Origin of the sequence: Methanocalculus natronophilus, from assembly GCF_038751955.1 — an archaeon.
GTDB classification, from domain to species: Archaea; Halobacteriota; Methanomicrobia; order Methanomicrobiales; family Methanocorpusculaceae; genus Methanocalculus; species Methanocalculus natronophilus.
Genome location: NZ_JBCEXH010000010.1, coordinates 1 through 18679, shown reverse-complemented (window position 1 = coordinate 18679; position 18679 = coordinate 1). Strand labels below are relative to the sequence as shown.

The 18679-nt window shown below is 51.4% G+C and carries 20 protein-coding genes; 14 read left to right on the top strand and 6 right to left on the bottom strand.

Annotation, left to right across the window (positions count from 1 at the left end; genetic code table 11):
* The first annotated feature begins 9 nt into the window (after nucleotides 1–9).
* From ABCO64_RS09420 to hisB, 11 genes are all read left to right on the top strand, one after another.
* Nucleotides 10–282, top strand: a complete 273-nt coding sequence (locus ABCO64_RS09420) for a 4Fe-4S dicluster domain-containing protein (RefSeq protein ID WP_253460748.1) — start codon at nucleotides 10–12, stop codon at nucleotides 280–282.
* Nucleotides 279–1379, top strand: a complete 1101-nt coding sequence (locus ABCO64_RS09415; protein WP_253460751.1) for a 2-oxoacid:acceptor oxidoreductase subunit alpha — start codon at nucleotides 279–281, stop codon at nucleotides 1377–1379. The genes ABCO64_RS09420 and ABCO64_RS09415 overlap by 4 nt, the downstream gene beginning before the upstream one ends.
* A complete protein-coding gene (locus tag ABCO64_RS09410; protein ID WP_253460754.1) occupies nucleotides 1376–2164 on the top strand; it encodes a thiamine pyrophosphate-dependent enzyme in 789 nt (262 codons plus the stop codon). The genes ABCO64_RS09415 and ABCO64_RS09410 overlap by 4 nt, the downstream gene beginning before the upstream one ends.
* Nucleotides 2161–2703, top strand: coding sequence for a 2-oxoacid:acceptor oxidoreductase family protein (locus tag ABCO64_RS09405; RefSeq protein ID WP_253460757.1), 543 nt, complete (start codon nucleotides 2161–2163; stop codon nucleotides 2701–2703). The genes ABCO64_RS09410 and ABCO64_RS09405 overlap by 4 nt, the downstream gene beginning before the upstream one ends.
* Complete coding sequence (locus ABCO64_RS09400; RefSeq protein ID WP_253460760.1) at nucleotides 2700–3788, top strand: succinate--CoA ligase subunit beta; 1089 nt, start codon at nucleotides 2700–2702, stop codon at nucleotides 3786–3788. Before ABCO64_RS09405 ends, ABCO64_RS09400 begins: the two co-directional genes overlap by 4 nt.
* Complete coding sequence (gene sucD / locus ABCO64_RS09395; protein WP_253460763.1) at nucleotides 3785–4660, top strand: succinate--CoA ligase subunit alpha; 876 nt, start codon at nucleotides 3785–3787, stop codon at nucleotides 4658–4660. The genes ABCO64_RS09400 and sucD overlap by 4 nt, the downstream gene beginning before the upstream one ends.
* Nucleotides 4657–5463, top strand: coding sequence for a DNA integrity scanning protein DisA nucleotide-binding domain protein (locus ABCO64_RS09390; RefSeq protein ID WP_253460766.1), 807 nt, complete (start codon nucleotides 4657–4659; stop codon nucleotides 5461–5463). Before sucD ends, ABCO64_RS09390 begins: the two co-directional genes overlap by 4 nt.
* 64 nt (nucleotides 5464–5527) lie before the next feature.
* On the top strand, nucleotides 5528–6733 hold the full coding sequence (locus ABCO64_RS09385) for a methionine adenosyltransferase (protein ID WP_253460769.1): 1206 nt from the start codon (nucleotides 5528–5530) through the stop codon (nucleotides 6731–6733).
* Nucleotides 6714–7592: an ATP phosphoribosyltransferase gene (hisG, locus tag ABCO64_RS09380; protein WP_253460772.1), complete on the top strand. Its 879-nt coding sequence runs from the start codon at nucleotides 6714–6716 to the stop codon at nucleotides 7590–7592. Before ABCO64_RS09385 ends, hisG begins: the two co-directional genes overlap by 20 nt.
* A gap of 5 nt (nucleotides 7593–7597) precedes the next feature.
* Nucleotides 7598–8308 (top strand): 1-(5-phosphoribosyl)-5-[(5-phosphoribosylamino)methylideneamino]imidazole-4-carboxamide isomerase, encoded by a 711-nt coding sequence (gene hisA / locus ABCO64_RS09375; protein WP_253460775.1) that lies wholly within the window; start codon nucleotides 7598–7600, stop codon nucleotides 8306–8308.
* Nucleotides 8305–8883 carry an imidazoleglycerol-phosphate dehydratase HisB gene (gene hisB / locus ABCO64_RS09370; protein ID WP_253460778.1) on the top strand — a complete coding sequence of 193 codons (579 nt, stop codon included), beginning with the start codon at nucleotides 8305–8307 and terminating at the stop codon, nucleotides 8881–8883. The genes hisA and hisB overlap by 4 nt, the downstream gene beginning before the upstream one ends.
* Before the next feature lie 22 nt (nucleotides 8884–8905).
* Here the strand turns inward: hisB and ABCO64_RS09365 are convergent, their stop codons facing one another.
* The 3 genes from ABCO64_RS09365 to ABCO64_RS09355 form a co-directional block, all read right to left on the bottom strand.
* Complete coding sequence (locus tag ABCO64_RS09365) at nucleotides 8906–9115, bottom strand: histone family protein (protein WP_253460781.1); 210 nt, start codon at nucleotides 9113–9115, stop codon at nucleotides 8906–8908.
* Between the two features lie 179 nt (nucleotides 9116–9294).
* Complete coding sequence (gene mtxX, locus ABCO64_RS09360) at nucleotides 9295–10050, bottom strand: methanogenesis marker protein Mmp4/MtxX (RefSeq protein ID WP_253460784.1); 756 nt, start codon at nucleotides 10048–10050, stop codon at nucleotides 9295–9297.
* Nucleotides 10044–11051, bottom strand: a complete 1008-nt coding sequence (locus ABCO64_RS09355; RefSeq protein ID WP_253460787.1) for a methanogenesis marker 2 protein — start codon at nucleotides 11049–11051, stop codon at nucleotides 10044–10046. Before ABCO64_RS09355 ends, mtxX begins: the two co-directional genes overlap by 7 nt.
* Nucleotides 11052–11168: 117 nt before the next feature.
* Between ABCO64_RS09355 and ABCO64_RS09350 the strand changes: the two genes are divergently transcribed.
* Nucleotides 11169–12569: a replication factor C large subunit gene (locus ABCO64_RS09350; protein WP_253460790.1), complete on the top strand. Its 1401-nt coding sequence runs from the start codon at nucleotides 11169–11171 to the stop codon at nucleotides 12567–12569.
* Here the strand turns inward: ABCO64_RS09350 and ABCO64_RS09345 are convergent.
* Nucleotides 12549–12962, bottom strand: a complete 414-nt coding sequence (locus ABCO64_RS09345; RefSeq protein ID WP_253460794.1) for a UPF0146 family protein — start codon at nucleotides 12960–12962, stop codon at nucleotides 12549–12551. The genes ABCO64_RS09350 and ABCO64_RS09345 overlap by 21 nt on opposite strands.
* A 15-nt stretch (nucleotides 12963–12977) precedes the next feature.
* Between ABCO64_RS09345 and ABCO64_RS09340 the strand changes: the two genes are divergently transcribed.
* The gene (locus tag ABCO64_RS09340) at nucleotides 12978–13508 is read left to right on the top strand and encodes an archaemetzincin family Zn-dependent metalloprotease (RefSeq protein ID WP_253460797.1); all 531 of its coding nucleotides are present in this window, start codon (nucleotides 12978–12980) and stop codon (nucleotides 13506–13508) included.
* Nucleotides 13509–13601: 93 nt separating this feature from the next.
* Nucleotides 13602–14537 (top strand): CRISPR-associated endonuclease Cas1, encoded by a 936-nt coding sequence (gene cas1 / locus ABCO64_RS09335; protein ID WP_253460800.1) that lies wholly within the window; start codon nucleotides 13602–13604, stop codon nucleotides 14535–14537.
* A gap of 4 nt (nucleotides 14538–14541) precedes the next feature.
* Here cas1 and ABCO64_RS09330 read toward each other — a convergent pair whose 3' ends face one another.
* Both ABCO64_RS09330 and ABCO64_RS09325 read right to left on the bottom strand, forming a co-directional pair.
* Entirely contained in the window at nucleotides 14542–14820 is a 279-nt protein-coding gene (locus ABCO64_RS09330) for an acylphosphatase (protein WP_253460803.1), read from the bottom strand.
* 56 nt (nucleotides 14821–14876) lie between these two features.
* Nucleotides 14877–18485 (bottom strand): hypothetical protein, encoded by a 3609-nt coding sequence (locus tag ABCO64_RS09325; RefSeq protein ID WP_253460806.1) that lies wholly within the window; start codon nucleotides 18483–18485, stop codon nucleotides 14877–14879.
* Nucleotides 18486–18679: the final 194 nt, after the last annotated feature.

Sequence of the window (18679 nt, the reverse complement as noted above, 5' to 3'; positions counted from 1 at the left end):
TTCAGTTGCATGAAGCTGGTTATTGATGAAACACGGTGCAAGGGATGCAACATCTGTGTGCTCGTCTGCCCGTATACTATCTTCCGGGAAGGAAAGCGGCCGAACCAGAAGGGTGTTTTTGTTCCGGAGCTGGATCGGCCCGAACGGTGCACAAACTGCAGGCTTTCACAGCTCTACGAGCGGCGCTTATGTGGGGTATGCCAGATGATCTGCCCGGATCAGGCAATTAACTGGATACCTGAAGCTCCGTTTGAACCCCAAAAGGTGGTGATAGAGTATTGACACGCGTTGACTTCATGCAGGGCAATGATGCCAGTGCGGAAGGTGGGATTGCTGCAGGCTGCCGGTTCTTTGCCGGATACCCGATCACCCCGTCATCTGAAGTTGCAGAACGGATGGCACGGCGCCTCCCGCAGGTTGGCGGGACATTCATCCAGATGGAGGATGAGATCGCGAGCATGGCAGCAGTCATCGGGGGTGCCTGGACGGGTGTACGGTCAATGACGGCCACAAGCGGTCCTGGATTCTCCCTGATGATGGAGAATATCGGGTATGCTGCCTTCACCGAGACTCCCTGTGTGGTGGTGAATATCCAGAGGGGAGGCCCTTCAACAGGCCAGCCCACACTGGCTGCACAGGGCGATATGCTCCAGTGCAGGTTCGGCTCCCACGGGGATTACAGTGTGATCGCCCTGTCGCCATCAAGTGTTCAGGAGATGTTCGATCTCACGGTGAAGGCATTCAACCTGGCAGATCGATTCCGTGTCCCGGTCTTTCTGATGGCAGATGAGATCGTCGGCCACCTCCGTGAACGCGTTGAATTCCCGGATTCGGTTGAATGCATTCCTCCGCGTCCCGCACGAGAGGGGAAACTGCCATTTGAACCAGAAGACGATCTTGTACCCGGCTTTACGCCCTTTGGGGAGGGACACCGTGTCCATGTGACGGGCCTGACCCATAACGAGAAAGGCTATCCCGCATCCACTGATCCTGAACTCCACCAGAATCTTGTGATCCGGCTGATCGAGAAAGTTGAGCGGGCACGGCATGAGATTGCAGACTATGACATCGAAAACTCTGAGGCTGAGATAGTCTTTATCTCCTATGGTGCCCCGACCCGGGCAGTACGGCAGGTTCTGCTTGATGAACCAGGGAAGGGCTTTGGCCACCTGAATCTCAGGCTGGTCTGGCCATTCCCGGAAAACCTTCTGAAGAAGTTTCCAAACGCACGGGTGTTTCTCGTTCCGGAGATGAATATGGGCCAGATGGCACGTGAGATTGGCAGGCATACGGATCTCCCGGTCGTCTCCCTCCCAAGAATCGGCGGGGAACTCCATCTCCCGTCATACCTTATTGAGAAGGCGGAGGAGTATGCATGAGTTTTGAAGACTGGTTCAGGCATGACCGCCTTCCGCACATCTTCTGTGCAGGATGCGGAAACGGATCCATCATCAACTGTGCACTCACGGCAATCGACTCGCTTGGATGGGAGAAGGACAATACCGTCTTTGTCTCAGGAATAGGCTGTTCATCCCGTGCACCCGGATACATCACCGCAGACTCGCTCCATACGACTCATGGCCGGGCACTTGCATTTGCAACCGGGGTCAAGATGGCGAAACAGGACTTTAATGTCGTTGTCTTTACCGGCGATGGTGATCTCTCTGCCATTGGCGGGAACCATTTCATCCATTCGGCACGGCGAAACATCGATATGACTGTTATCTGCATGAATAACCAGATATACGGGATGACCGGCGGCCAGGGAAGCCCCTGTACCCCATCTGGTGCTCTCTCCACCACGACTCCGTATGGTATGGATGAAAACCCCTTTGATCTCTGCGAACTTGCTGCAGCAGCAGGTGCCAACTTTGTCGCCCGCTGGACATCATACCATGTGAAGGAGCTGACCCGGTCAATAACCCTCGGCCTGCAGAAACCCGGTTTCTCCTTTATTGAGGTCTTTGTCCAGTGTCCGACGAACTTTGGACGGAGAAACAAGCTCCGTGATGTTGAGTCGATGATCTCGGTGATGCGGGATCATGCGCTGATTAAGGAGAAATATGATCGACTGGTTGCAGAAGGCAAACCCATTCCACCGGATATGTTTGTTGTTGGCAACCTCACCAATCGCAACCTGCCGGCACTCGGGGTGAAAAAATGAAGTATGAGGTGATCTTCTCGGGGTTTGGCGGCCAGGGAATAGTCACGTCTGCTGTCATCCTTGGGCGTGCGGCATCGATGTACGATGGAAAGTATGCTGTTCAGTCCCAGAGCTATGGCCCGGAAGCCCGGGGCGGGGCATCTTCCAGCACGGTCATTATCAGTGAGGATCCCGTCCACTATCCAAAAGTCTTCAACCCCAATATCTATGTCATCATGTCAGAGGCGGGATACCTGAAGTTTGGGTCAACTGCATCAGATCAGGATATTGTGATCATCGACTCCGGTCTTGTCCAGTCCCGCCCTGAAGGCGTCTCCTGCCGGAAAATTCCGGCAACAGCACTTTCAAAGGAGGAGCTTGGAAAACCTATCGTTGCCAATATCGTCATGCTCGGGGCACTTGTTGCCACAACCGGCATTGTCTCTCCGGAGGCCATGCAGAAGGCCGTCCTCGATATTGTTCCAAAGGGCACAGAAGAACTCAATAAAAAAGCCCTCCATCTTGGGATCAAACTCGGATCCGGTGAACAAAAACCATGAAATTACGTGAATATGAAGCCAAGAAGGTTTTTTCCGGATACGGAATAGCAGTGCCTGAGAGCGTGTTGATCAGATCTCCCGGGGAGGCTTTGGATGCCTGCAGCAGGATACACGGCGATGTTGTCCTGAAGGCACAGGTGGATGTCGGGGGCCGGGGCCTTGCAGGCGGCATCCTGATGGCCACAGAATCTGATGCGGCCTCTGTAGCAGATGAGCTCTTCAGAAAGGAGATTAAGGGCCTTTCTGTCCAGGAGGTGCTGGTTGAGCAGCGCCTAGAGATTGAGAAAGAGTATTTCCTCTCTATAGCAATTGACAGAAGCCGCCGATCCCCTGTCATTCTCTTTGCTGAAGCAGGAGGGGTGGAGATAGAGTCGACTGCCGGGGAGAGTCCCGATATCGTCAGAAGAGCCTATGTCTCCCCCCACTTCAAAGAGGTTCCGGGATTCATCCTCCGCTACCTCACAAAAGGATGTGAGAAGGAGGTGGCTTCTGTCATCTCAGGGTTGTACAGGGCATTCCTCGAGAAAGACGCTCTTCTTGCTGAGATCAATCCACTCGTCATCACTCCACAGGGAGTGCTTGCAGCCGATGCGAAACTGATCATTGATGATAACGCACTCAACCGGCAGGGAATCTGTGAAAACCGGGATCTCACCGAACGTGAGGCCGAGGCTGAAACGCATGGCTTCTCCTATGTCGAACTGGATGGGTCCATTGGTGTTATCGGCAATGGTGCCGGCCTCACAATGGCAACACTCGATCTCATCGCCCATCACCAGGGACGGGCTGCAAACTTTCTGGATGTCGGGGGAGGTGCAGGATCAGAGCGGGTGATGCATGCGGTGCGGCTGGTTGCGTCTGTGCCTTCTGTACAGGTGATTGTTGTCAATCTCCTCGGCGGGATCACCCGCTGTGACGAGGTGGCACGCGGGATCATCGATGCCGGGGTCTCCCAGCAGGTGATTGTCAGGCTTGCAGGTACAAATGAAGCAGAAGGCCGGGCCCTTCTTGAAGGTGCCGGGTACCGGATGCTTGATACCATGGAAGAGGCTGTCGCCTCAGCTGTGCAGGAGGCATCTTCATGATATATGGGGATAGATCAACACGTGTGCTTGTGCAGGGGGCAACCGGAAACCAGGGAGCATTCCATATCGACCTGATGAACAGGTATGCCCGTGACGTGGGTGGAGCAGGTGTTGTTGCCGGGGTAACACCTGGAAAAGGTGGCAGGGATGTGCATGGTGTCCCTGTCTATGACACGGTACGTGAGGCACAGGCGGCCCATGATCTCTCTGCATCAGTCATCTTTGTGCCTGCCGGCGCAGCAGCAGATTCGATCATGGAAGCAGCTGATGCCGGAATCGAGACGATTGTCGCGATCACCGAGCATATCCCGGTCCATGATGTGATGCAGGCAGTAGCCTATGCACGATCCTGCGGGTCGGCTGTGATTGGTCCAAACTGCCCCGGTCTCCTCTCGCCTGGTGAATGCAAGCTCGGGATAATGCCCTCACCACTCTTCTCAACGGGAAGTGTCGGTGTAATCTCACGGAGCGGCACTCTCACCTATGAAGTTGTCGACGAACTGACGCGGGCTGGCATCGGGCAGAGCACAGTTATTGGAATTGGAGGGGATCCGGTTATCGGTGAGACCTTTGTTGATTGTATCGAAGGTTTCCACCAGGATCCGCATACAAAGGCAGTCATCCTGATCGGTGAGGTTGGAGGTGCCCTTGAGCTTGACGGGGCAGAAGCAGCCCTCTCATGTGGTCTTCCCCTTGTCGCCTATATTGCAGGTGTCTCTGCGCCAAAAGAGAAACGCATGGGGCATGCGGGAGCGATCATCGAAGGTGGTGAAGGGGATGCCGCATCAAAGATCCGGCGCCTCGAAGCAATGGGTATTGTGGTTGCCCGTCGCCCGTCCGAACTCCCTCAAAAAATAGCAGATCTGATATGATACACAACAAGGAACAGGTACTGATGGCGGCAGCAGCCGAACTTGCGGAATCAGTCGGGGCTATTGCCATCCTCTCGTTCCTTGACCAGAACCAGTTTGAGACAGATATTCCTGTTGTCTGGGTGAAGGAGCATCAGCCGGATCTCTTTGTCAAAAAGAATATGCAGGAGCTTTTAGAGTTCTGTGAACATCATATCCTGGACGCGGTTGTCCAGTATCATCTCCGGACAGAGATCTCAACAGGGACGATTATTGGCGTCTTTCCCTTTGCCCTTCTCATCTATGATGTCGGAGAGGCACGCGATTACCTTGATCTGAAGTCATACAGTGATATCGTCCCGCCCGAGGTTCTCCATTCGGTTCTTGCACTGGCTCTTGAGCTCGCCCACGAAGGACGTGAAGGAAGGCATATCGGGACAGCCTTCATCATCGGGGAGGGATCATCCCTCCTTGCACGGTCCCACCAGGCGATATTAAATCCCTATGCAGGCCATCCCCTCTCAGTATGTGATATCCGGAACCGGGAGAACTGGGAGAGCGTCAAGGAGTTTGCCCAGCTTGACGGTGTTTTTATCCTGACAAAAGAAGGGCACATTATTGCTGCCGGCAGGTATATTGACGCCGATGCCCGCGGGGTAACCCTTCCATCAGGGCTTGGGGGGAGGCATATGGCAGCAGCTGCAATCACCCGGGATATTCCATCAGTTGGCATCACCGTATCCGAGAGTGGAGGGCTTGTCCGTGTCTTCCGGGACGGAGTCTGTATGCTGACACTCAGATCTGAAGTTTCGCTCACACGATGAACAGCATTAAAAGAGATCCCATCTCTATCTACTATATCTGACAACAATCTACCCGAGGGTTTTCATGACAAGAAATATCAGTATTGCATCTCTTCGACAGACACCAATTGAGGAACAGGCTATCGAACTTGTTGAACGGAAATGTGTTGGCCATCCTGACAGTATTGCAGATGGAGTTGCAGAAGCCATCAGCCGCGCGCTCTGCAGGGAATATGATGAGCGATGTGATGCTGTGCTCCACCACAACACCGACCAGGGAGAGGTTGTTGCAGGCGCTTCACTTCCACAGTTTGGAGGAGGCAGGATAGTCAAGCCGATGTACCTTCTCCTGACCGGTAGGGCAACAAAAAGCTTCAATGGCCAGACGATCCCAACCGATGCTGCAGCAGTTGAAGCGGCCCGGCACTATCTCAGAGAGACGCTTCCCACCCTGAATATGGAACGCGATATTATCGTGGACTGCAGGATGGGGGATGGATCCACTGATCTCTGTGATGTCTTCAGGACATGCGGGCAGAACCAGGTGCCGCGGGCAAATGACACATCATTTGGTGTCGGCCATGGGCCGTTCTCCGAGGTTGAACAGATTGTGCTTGCCATGGATCAGGAGATCGCAACCCATCTCAGGCCAAAGAACCCGATAATCGGTTATGATATCAAAATTATGGGTCTTAGACAGGGCGATGAGATGACCTTTACCATTGCGTCTGCCATGGTTGATCGCTACTGCTCATCAATTGATGAGTACGTTGAGGCAACGCATCTCATGCAGGACCACCTTGCGTCGGTTGCCAGGCAGTATACAGAGAGAAAGGTTGTGGTTTCTGTTAATACCGCTGATGATATCAATAGTAACAGTATCTTCCTGACCGTGAACGGGACATCAGCTGAGATGGGTGATGACGGCTCTGTTGGCAGGGGCAACCGGGTCAACGGCCTGATCACGCCGAACCGTCCGATGAGCATGGAAGCGGCAAGCGGGAAGAACCCGATAAACCATATCGGCAAGATCTACAACCTGCTCTCCACTGATATTGCACAGGAAGCATGTGCCAGGGTTGATGGCATCACCGAGATGTATGTCCGTCTCCTCTCCCGGATTGGTCAGCAAATTGATCATCCGCTTGTTGCGGGTGTCCAGATAATTCCGGAAGACGGGGCAGATTTCAACAGCATCTCCCGTGATGTTACAGAGATCGTCAATGACCGGCTTGAGACCATATCAACCATCACAGAGAGGGTTATAAAAGGTGAGCTCAAGACCTTCTGATAGAATCCGGCTTGCAATCCCCAATAAAGGCAGGATTGCAGAGCCTATTGCAGCACTCATCGAGAAGAGCGGCCTGCATATCAATGGCGGCGGCGTGCGCCAGCTCATCGCAAAAACAGTTGATCCGCATATCGAGATACTCTATGTCCGGCCAATCGATATCCCTGAGTATGTTGCCCAGGGAGTGGCTGATCTTGGGATCACAGGCCTTGATATGGTGGCGGAGCGTGGATCTGTTGTAGAAAACCTTCTGGATCTTGGCATGGGGAAGGCGAGGCTTGTCATTGCTGTACCCGACGAGTCACGATATACTGTTGCTGCTGATCTTGCGGGAGCAAAAATTGCAACAGAGTTTCCCGGTATTACCCGGTCGTTTTTTTCTGAGCGAGGTATCGATGTCGCAATTGTCTCAGTATCCGGTGCATGTGAGGCAGCACCCCAGCTTGGGATTGCAGATGCAATTGTTGACCTGACAAGCTCCGGAACGACGCTTGAGACACACCATCTCAGGATCCTTGCCGATGTATTCTCAAGCTCAACCTGGCTCATCGCAAACCCGGCGTCTGCCGGTAAGCACAGGGACAAAATCGATGAGATCACCCTTGCTCTTGAGAGTGTTGTCAGGGCAAAAGGCCAGTGTTACCTGATGATGAATATCAGCCGGGACAGCCTTGAGGAGATACGGGCAATCCTTCCCGGACTGGCTGGCCCGACAGTGATGGATGTGGCCTCAGATCAGAACCTCGTTGCCGTCCATGCAGTTGTTGCTGAAGAGCGTATATACCAGTTGATCAACCAGGTCAAACGTGCCGGAGCAACAGATATCCTGGTTATGGATGTCCAGCGTATGATCCCGTGATGCCTATGGATATCTTTCCAGCAGTTGATATTCTCAATGGACGCTGTGTCCAGCTCGTTCAGGGGAAGCGTGAGACTGCACAGGTCTATGGAAGCCCCCTTGATGCAGCGCTCAGATGGATAGATGAAGGTGCAACCGCCCTTCATATTGTAAACCTTGATGGCGCATTTGGAAATGCAGGAGCCAATGCGGAGATCATCAGGCAGTTAATCGCCGGGACAGATGTCTTTATCCAGCTTGGCGGCGGTATCAGGTCGGCCTCCGATGCGGCAGGCTGGCTTGATATCGGTGTTGATCGTGTTATTCTCGGTACAGCCGCAACAGAGGATCCTTTTATTATCCGAAGGCTCTCTCAGGAACATGGGAGCGGGAGGATCATGGCAGGTGTTGATGCACGCGGCGGCGAGATTGCAATCCATGGGTGGGAGCAGACTGCCGGCGATGCTGCAGTATGGGCGGCACGGTTTGAGCAGGAGGGGGCAGGCTCCCTCCTCTTTACCAATGTCGATGTAGAGGGGCTCTGCAGTGGTATTGACGCCGGACTGGCAGAACATGTCATCCGGTCGGTACAATGCCCTGTTGTGGTCTCTGGAGGCGTCTCAAGCGCAGCTGATCTGAGGGTTCTCAGGGAGCTTGGTGCGGCAGGAGTGGTTCTTGGATCCGCCCTGTATAGCGGGATGCTGTCACTTCCTGCAATACTTGAGGAGATATCATGAGACGGGCAGATGTAAACCGGAAGACAAAGGAGACGACAGTAGCAATCAGTTTCGATCCCGATGGCGGAGATGTCAGTGTAGATACCGGCATTCCATTTCTCGACCATATGCTTGAGTCTTTTGGCAGGCACGGGAAGTTTGGCCTTACCGTCGATGCAGCAGGAGATCTCGCTGTTGACTGCCACCATACAGTGGAAGATATCGGCATAGTGCTTGGGATGGCAATGAAGCAGTCAATTGGTGAAGGCAGGGGAATAACCCGGTTTGCAGATGCCACCATCCCGATGGACGAGGCACGCGCCTCTGTTGCCCTTGACTGTGGAGGAAGAGGTTTTCTCGTCTTTGAAGGTTCGTTTGCCGGCAGGGAGACCGGTGGGATTCCAAATGATCTCTTTGAACACTTCTACTCGTCCCTTCTCCAGCAGGCTGGCATCACTGCTCACATCACGTTTTCAGGGAGATCAGATCACCATAGCTGTGAGGCGATCTTCAAGGCATTTGGCATTGCCCTCAAACAGGCGCTTGCAAAAAACCAGGACGATAATGAAATTCCAAGTACAAAAGGTGTCTTCTGATTTGTGAAAAGAGGAGAATTGATTATGCTTCGCCCTTTGCGGCGAGATCAATATCTTCCTCTTTGATCGTCTTTCTTCCGGCATGAACTGCATACTGGTTTGCTTTCTTTGTGAGATCAGCAATGTATGCCTCTGCCTTTACAACAAGTGCTTCAGCAGCATCACTGCCTACTCGTTCTGCACCATTCTTCTTTGCAATTCTGACTACAGCTGCAATTGGTAGGTCTGACATAACTTAAGCCACCATTCAATGAATATATCGTTGAATACTTATAGTTTTCGTCTATTGCCAGTTTTTCCTTTCGTATTTTCTATTTTCCAGACTGTATAGGGGTATTAATCAATTCTTTCGTATTTTTTGAAAATATGCTTTATTATGGTTTATTATTTGATATAAGGGTTTATTTTGCTTTATCTTGGAGTTCTCAATGCTGCCGCAAGAGAAATGGCATTTTCCAGCCAGGGTGATGCGCGCGATGTATCGACGAAGGTTACACCGATATTTACAACAGGTGCGCCATATGATTTGCCGGATCCAAGAAGAACGAGTGTCCGGAATATCAGGTTGCCTGAGATGCCATCCGGAGCGATCACAATCCCATGGCTGCCCACGACCTCCTCGATGAGGATCTCTTTATGCTCTTCGCAACAGATGCGGGCAAGCAGCTCGGCATCGGCAAGTGACCTGTCCACAACAGGGTTTCGCCCGACATCTCCGAGACGGCCTCCGGAGAGGATACCGACAGACTGATCGATCCCAAGCTGTCTGGCAAGGGCTTTTGCTTTTTGGATAAGATCCAGTTTTGAACCAACAGTCCACCCCTCATCAATTCCGACCGGGGCAAGCAGAAACCGATCTCCGCCTGCTGTCTCAAGAACAGCAATGCGTTCAAGGTGGCCTGCACCGGTCTGCTCCCTGAGGTGCCTGAGGGTGCTGTTTGCAGGGAGTGTGCCACGAACCGCCCCGTCGATCTCGTTCTTCACAAGGGCGTCTATCATCGTCGTCTCCGGGGTTTTGGACACGTGCATTGAGATCCCGGAAATCTCAGGGTCCGGGATCTCTTCTGTTGTATAGATCACAATGCCGATCCCCTGGGCAGCAGCCTTTTTTGCTGCCCAAAGGACGTTCTGTGGATCTCCTGAAGCACCGATGCCGATTGTTACCATCGTTTCTGACACCAGTCGATGGATCCCATGATCCCGTCAATAGAGAAGTCAAAGACTTCTGTTGAGCTCCCCTGGTAGGCAACGGTCAGCTCTCGAGAGTTATTGACGGTTCCTATCACCTGTGCTGCCATACCAGCCTCCCTGAAGCGCCTGCAGACCTCATCCACATGGATCTGCTCAGCTGTCAGGATGAATCCCATTCCCGGGTACATCCGTACCCAGAGCTCAAATTCTATCCCGTGTGCAGCAAGGTCCGGCATCGGTATCGCATGAAGGTCAATTGAGGCACCCATCCCGCTGACTTCAAGGAGCATCCCAAGCGTTCCGATAATGCCCGGGTTTGATATGTCCTTTGCGGCAGTCACAAGCTTATCTTCCCCAAGCGTCTTCATCACCCGGATCTGTGCCCGCAAGGTCTCTCCATCCTTCATCGTGACGGAATCCCAGTTCATGATACAGGAGGGATGGACACGCCCGTTGAGATCGATTGCGGCAATCACTGCATCCCCATCCCCGGCACGGTCGCTGTAGATGACAGAATCAAGGGCAGCTGATCCAAGTATTGCAACATCGATGACATTATAGGGGGTGTTTGGGTGGAGGTGGCCCCCAACGATCGGAACACCAAACCGCTCTGCAGCATCTGCCATGCCCCGTGTCACCTCATACATCAGCTCTTCGTCTGTGTAGGAGAGGATATCAACCAGCGCCAGGGCTTCTCCACCCATTGCGGCGATATCATGGATATTCACAAGCACTGCGCAAAAGCCTGCCCAGTACGGATCCGCCTCCATCAGCTTATTCCAGATTCCATCTGCGGCGAGAAGCAGGGCCCGGTCTCCCTGCCGTATGACTGCAGCATCCTCTCCAAACGATGCCACAACATCGGGGGAATCCTGATACAGCGAATGTATCATATCCCCGATTGCGTGCTTCCTGGTCACGCCTTCATAATCTCTCACCGCGGATGCTACGGATTGAGTGGAGCATTTTTTCGCCACAATAAACACCAATAACAGATTACCAGTTATGTTTCTGCTTCATCTGAGATAATGTATTTGTTCTATGTTTTCTGATCCCGCAAACCTATTTTGTCTTTGCACATGAATAGATCCTACATGGACTGGACGGAGAAGTACCGGCCACGGCGGCTGGCGGACATTATTGGCAATCAGTCTGCGGTTCGTGAACTCTTCGACTGGGCGTCTGACTGGACACCGGAGAAGAAGCCGGTCCTCCTCTATGGAAAACCGGGCATCGGGAAGACATCCACGGCATATGCGCTTGCCCATGACCTCGGATGGGAGATAATTGAGCTGAATGCAAGCGATCAGCGGACAAAAGGAGCAATTGAGCGAATTGCTGGCAGCTCAAGCACAACAGCCAGTCTCTCCGGATCAAGCCGGCGCCTGATACTTCTCGATGAAGCTGACAACCTTGAGGGAAATGCCGATCGGGGCGGTGCAAAGGCGATTGTGGATGTTATCCGCAGATCCAAACAGCCCATTATCCTCACTGCAAACGATGCCTATGGTGTTGCCCAGGATATCAGGCGGCTCTGCTCTGAGATCCAGTTCAAAGCGATCCCCGCACGCTCCCTTGCTCCTCACCTCAAGGCGATCTGTCTGCACGAGGGTCTGGAATGCGACCCTGAAGCTGTTGGAATCATTGCTGAAGAGGCACATGGTGATATCCGCCAGGCAGTCAATATGCTCTTTGGCGCGTCAGTTGGAAAAACGCATATTACTCCGGATAGTCTTGCCACCCAGCAGAAAGATTCGAGGTACAGCATTTTTGATCTTGTGGCAAAGACCACGTCGGGGAAGTATGACGACGATGCATTGCTTCGGCTCTCATATGATGTTGATGACACCCCGGATGCCCGTATCCAGTGGCTTGAGACTGCAGTTCTGCAGCAGCGCGATAGCAGACGGCGTGTTCGTGCGATGCAGTATCTCCGGAGGGCGGATATCTATCTTGGAAGAACCCTTATTCGCCAGTATTATACTCTCTGGAAGTACGCAAGCGCTATTATGATCATCGGATGCGCTGCTGCCCTCTCCGGATCAAATGAGCGAAACAGAATATCCCCTCCTGGTCGATGGAGGCGTATGAGCCAGGCGCGCAGACAAAAAGCAATCCGTCTGCAACTCCTGAACCGGTTTTCAGAAAAGTACCTGATACCCGAAAAGACCATAGCAAAGGAGTATCTCACCCCGATTGGCCTTCTTGCAGATAAGGATCCACATAGCTTTGTCAGATCACTTTGCCTGGATGCCGATCAGCTGGCACTTTTACTCCATGACAGGGCCAGGGCGCAGTCTGTTCACAAAGAGATCGAGAAAGAGGCAAAAGAGGAAGAGAAGAGGAAGGCTGCCTTAAAAAAACAGAAAAAAGGGGTGGAGCAGGATACGCATGACACCGGGTCAGGGCTGAATGCTGCAGTTTTGGATCATTCTGCAGACCCTGAGAAGCCAAAGAAGAAAGAGGCGAGCCAGTCAACGCTCTTCTCGTTCTGAGGCGTAATAGCGGTGGAGAATGACACCACAGTCAATAATCTCCCCGCCGTTTTCATATATTTCGTTTCCAAGGTGGTACACAAGCAGATCAGATCCGACTCTTTCAGCGAGTGCGAGTAACCCCGGGATCATCTCTATACCGGGCCTGATGGCATAGATACAGTCTGATCCTTTGTATAAACTGATATCCGGATCGTCGATGTCATCAACTGCAGTTGGAATTCCGCCTGAAGAGGTAAATGGCCTGATGTCAGTACAGAGAACCGATCCACCCATGCCGCAGATGATGCTCGCGGCGGTGAACCTGCCTCCAAAGCCCACCTCGACTGTTTTTTTGTAATTGCCACCAATGTAGCGGCCGATTGTTTCTTCAATATGTTTATACCCGTTCATTACCCAGTAACAGGTATGGGGATCGTAATCTATTGGGATTATCGATCTGTTGATGGTATTCAGCTTCCGGTTCAGCGAATTATTTCTGATGTTCTCGGTTCATCTGTGGAACTCATTCTGGGAGATCACTTCCCTCTTGAAGGGTATCATCGGATCAGGCGACAGTATGATGCCGGACGGGTTATCAACCGGATCAGCCTTTTCAAACGGATGCATGGCATTCTGGACCCGTTTCTTCTTGTTATACCCGATGATCTCTATGCTGATTCGACTGATTTTGTCTTCGGACTTGCCAGGGAGTCATATGGGAGTGCTGTCATATCAACTGCACGGCTTGAGAATTCCTATTACGGGATTGAACCTGATATCCGCCTGATAATTGAGAGGACTGCAAAAGAAGGTGCACATGAGATAGGCCATCTCCTCGGGCTTCAGCACTGCCATATTCCACAATGTATTATGTATAAACCTGAGAGTTTAAGCGAACTTGACAGGAAAGAGCGGTTCTTCTGCCCCGATTGCAGATCCCTTCTTCCCCGGAGGTAAAGGCATATGATCGGCACCTTCTGGAACTTTTCAAAAAGCTTAATCCCTGAAACAAAGGATATAATGAATACTTCTGTCAATGAGGGTTGATTATTGGTTTCTCTGAATGTTCCCTGGCTGGCCATCTGGGGGTATGGCGCCCATATTAAATCGACACCGGGTCTGTTGTATGTACAGAAACGCTCCCAGCAGTCGAATTATCCTATCGAAGAGATCAGGCACCTCCTCCTGGTAGGGGGACACACCATCCAGACAGCGACGATTAACCGTCTGCTTGAGAAAGGATCGTCAATCTCCTTTTTTGATGCTCATGGGACGCCACTTGGTACGCTCCGCCCGTTTGGCACACAAAACAATGAAGAGAGATGGTGCCTTCAGACATCAACTCCACCACACCGCTATATTGTGGAGATTGTACGGGCATCTATGAAGTCACGCCTTCTCCGGCTTGAGGAACTGGATCAATCCTTTGATTCGGGACTCTTTTACCAGGGGGAGCTGGATGTGATGCGTCAGGCTCAGAATGAGGTTGAATACCTGGTCAGGATAGAGGAGATCCGCAGGCTCCATACCCTGGTGACGGATATGTATTATGAAATTCTGTCCAGGACGACTCCATCTGAACTGAATTACCGGCGACGGACACACCGGCCACATTTTGATCCAATCAACGCGATGCTCTCGTTTGGCTATGCCCTTCTCTTTGGAAACGCATGTGTTGCTCTCATCGGGGCACATCTGAACCCCGATCACGGGCTTTTGAATCAGGGTGCAGGAGGGCTGGTGTACGATATCATAGAGCCCCTGAAGCAGTCCATGGTGGATTCTGTTGTCTTTGATATCGCAACCACACACCTTGGGCCAAAAGATTATGAGCTGAGCCAGACGCGGTGTGTTCTCTCTGATCAGATCATCTCCCATATGCTTGAGCGGCTCTACACCACAATTGATCAGCGTATAATTGATCAGAATGTTTATGCATATCTCCAGTCGCTTGAAAAGGGGACCGGATTTTCCTTTATATATTAATTTTTCAGAGGAAAACTGTTCTTTTGATGGAGAAATCCGGGAACTGGGTGAAGATATACTCATTGACGGTCATGTCCCTGATTATGGCGCGGGGGCAGCCATAGAGCATTGAGGTGAATTTTTCAAGGATGACATCTTCTCCGGTAGCAAGAACACGAACTCTCCCGTCAGCAAGGTTCTCCACCTCCCCGGAGACACCCAGGGATGTTGCGATATGCCTGACACATGCACGAAAACCTACCTTCTGCACCCTGCCGGAGACCAGCAGTTCAATAGTCTTCATCTTCCTGCTCCTGTTGTTTTCGTCATGAATTGTTGTCTCCTGTTTCTTCAGAAGTACTACTGCGCCCGGGATATATACTGGTATTCGTCCATCTGCTGGATCAGCTGCATGGCTATCTCCAGCTCCTGGAAGACTTCATCACGTACATCTGCCCTGGAGATGTTTGTCGCGGTATCCATTGCCATATCAAAGAAATTTCCACCATGTTCATATTCTCCGTATGCAAAACAGGTGAGTGCGAGGTCACATTGATAATATGCCCTGCGCGAGAGGGGTCGAATGACGCTTACTTCCCGGCCAGCCTGCTGGATGAGTTGTTCGATACGCCTGCTCTTTGCCCGGCGCCTGTTGGCTATGGCGATACCAAGGTAATACTGTGCCAGTATTCCTTTGTCTGAGATGCCCTGGAGTGCCTGGTTAATATCCAGATCATCAGCAAGGCGTATCTTCTGTTGCAGGAGTTGCGTAACCAGAGAATCTGGTGCCAGACTTTGATCAGAGGACTCACCAGGCAGTGCCATCAGTCCGAATTCCCCTGCAATACTGAGCCGTATACGTGGATCTGTGATATTGTGCAGAAGATCAAGGATCAGCTCACCTGCCCTGTCCCGGCCGGACCTGGTGTAATCGTCAACAAGGAGGGAGATGATCTGTTTTTTGAGTTGGAACCTGATATAGGGGATTTTTATCTCCTCAGCTGCCTCAATGGCCGCATTGAAGCATGCCTCTTTTGTCTCTTCCTGCATCCTGTCACGTTGTGCGGCTGTAAAGTCTGTGAGGAGGAGTGCCCGGGTATATGGTGCTGGAATGGCAAGCATTGTATCATAGGCTTTCTGTATACAACCGGCATGCGTCAACTCATCATCACAGGTAGCAAGGAGAGGGATTGCAGCCCTGACATACTCAGTTGGATCTTCAATTGATTCGAGCATGCGGTATGGATCAGGGATTCGGAGAGCTTGATCGGCCTTTTCAGGATACCTGGCTGTTGCAGCAATTATCTTTCGTGCAGCAGAGTCTGCATCATACCCGGATAATGCACATTGGAAGTCTGCTGCCGTATGAATGCATTCTATTGCACGTGCAGTATCTATTCCGTAATAGCAATGTGCAGTGGCAGTCAGAATATCTACTGCCTCGCCTGCGTGCAGTTGTGGGACTGTCAACTGGATTGTATCCAAAATCTCCTTTGCAGTTGTATGATCTCCAAGCAGACGATATGCATGCGTGAGAGAAGCAAGCTTCTGTGCCCGGGTGTATGGATCAGGTATTTCGCCGATCATTTTTTCGACCAGCCCAAGCACAACAGGTGATCGTTGTGCAGGCTGGTACTCGAAAATGAGAGAAGCGAGCATTTCATAGGGACTATTCAGATCTATCTGGTTTAACAGTGTTCTGATCTGTGCGCTGCTCCTGACGAGGATCGTTTTTCTTTTGATATGGTCTGGCTCTTCAAGCAGGAAGAATGCTAGTGGAATGAGCAATGGCATCGATTCCTGCATCTGATCCAAATCGAGAATGGTGTCAATGGCAAGAGCAATTGTATGCGACAGCTTCTTTGGCGGAACTGATTGCCGGATTATCTCCTGGGCATGAATGAATGGTTCAAGGGCCCATTCAAGCTTATTTGGATCTGTCAGCAAGGCTCCTGTTCCAAGGCGTGCAGATCCAAAGCTGATATATGCCTGTATGCATGACTCGCAGAGCTCCTGGCGGATGCCTGGATCCATAACCTCCCGTGCAAGGTCATATGCTGCAGAGACAGCCCTGGACGAATCTCTCTGCTCTCCAAACCGTAGTAATCCGCCTATGATATTCTCAAGCGATCTCGTCCTGTAATCCCCGGAGAGGAGTTCAAGGCACCAGGTGCTGATCCGGATTAAAAGATCAAGATCCCCGTCCCGTGTGGCATAGGCTGTTACTTCATTGATGATTTGGGCAAAAGCATCATAGCGGGCCTGCGTTCCCTCGAGCATACACCCGAAGGCGACGGCCTGCTGGATGGTATCACGACTCTCATGTCGTACTCCGTTTCTGGTAATTTCAACAATGATCTGGGAGAGGCTATAATCTTTTATGGCTGGATCCTGAACCTGACGATTGAGAGTGAGAAGCGTACTGATGTGCAGGTGAACTGGTATATCCGAGTCAATAAGTATGAGAATGAGATTTGAGAGTGCCAGATCCGGTTTTGAATGAATCATGGCTATCTCTATGAGCTTTTCTACCATTGTCTCCAAATCTGAAGAGGAGACAGCCTGTATACACCTGTGCTGGGCGGTCAGGATCAGTTCATCACGGTATGGCTGATCATCTGCGAGAGCAAAAAGCAGATGGCAGCCTGCATTTGATCTGGTCCTGCTTCTGAGCGAGTGTGTGAGCAGATCTACAGCAGCCTGAAACACTCCGGGTTTTTTCTTCTCACCGGCTGTGAGCAGATCAAGAACAAGTTCATATGCCCAGTCGGCATATCCTGCATCAATTAAAAGGTGAATGAATACATAGAATTCTGCTGATTGTACAAACAGCAGCGGGTTTTCCTGTACCTTCCTGTATATACAGAGCAGTTCATGGTTGTGAAGCTCTCTCAGTCCGGGGAGGGCTACCAGGTAGAGCAGTTTTTTAACCTGGTTCTCACTCAGATCAATATCTGCGTCTTCGATCTCTCTGAGCAGTGCCTGGAGGGTTTTTTTGTCAGGAGTACTGATCAGGCATTTTAATATACTGTTTATCGCATCAACGCGGTTGGTTCCGGCAAGATCAAAGAGATATGCAAGGTCTTTTCGGAGCGCCTCAGGCTCTCTTTTGAAACTGATGAGACTTTCTGTAAATGCAGTAATAAAGGATCGTCTGCTCTCCGGGGACAGGCTCTCATACCTGCCTTTGATATATCCTCCGCCATCAAAGATGAGCTGGTCCCGTTGGAGGGCTTTCAGCGTCGAGAATATCTGACTGAATGCCTCATACTGCATGCTCTTCTGGGGGATTTCCTCAGCCCGTAGGAATGCCTCTTCCAGGAGCTGGTAGTTCTCAGTGGAGGTGCCAATTGATATATGCGCCCGGATTATCTCAATCTCAAGATTTGATCGTGGTTTTGTCCTGTGGACGAAATGAAGCAGTTCACAGGCTCTGTTGAGGAGGTCAGGGTTCTCTGTCCTGACAGCATAGCTGGTAATGCGCGGCAGCAGGGTGTTGACCGAAGCAGATCGGTTCTTTTTAAACTCTATCCTCTCGATGCATGTAATCCCCTGCCGGATCAGCTCAGCGTCTCGTCTCCTGATACCTGCATTGATGAAGCGCTCTGCGATCTGGCTTGTGCAGAGGGAACGCCGGCTCTTTAACGGGATTGCGTGTAGAAGCCGCCTTGCTGCGCTGAGCCATTCGGGGTCACCGGTTTGTATACACTCTGCTGCACAGGAGATGGCGACGTCCTCTGCAGCCGGGAGGTGGTGTTCAATTCCAGCCACCAGGTATTTGGGCTTTCCATTTTCAAAGGCGGCTTCTCTGAGTTGATTTGCTATCGCTTCAAGCAAAAGACGGGAAGATTGGTCCTTTTGGTGCCTGGCATCCTGTATGATCTGCTGGATCCCATCCAAATCTTCAGCATGAATATATGAATTCACAACCTCAGGTGAATATTTTGGGATCTCATCTGTTGATACCATTCCAGAGTCTGTTGTATGTATATAGTTAGTGCTGGCTTAAAGATTAGGAAATATTTTTAAAGGATTTTTTATATTTTGTATTGATTTATTAAGGATGTATCTTCTCCTTCCACGCTTCTCCTGTCATACCTCTTCTTGTGAGAACTTCGAATAACCCCTCCCCATCGAAAGTACTTTATACTGGGGGATCGATC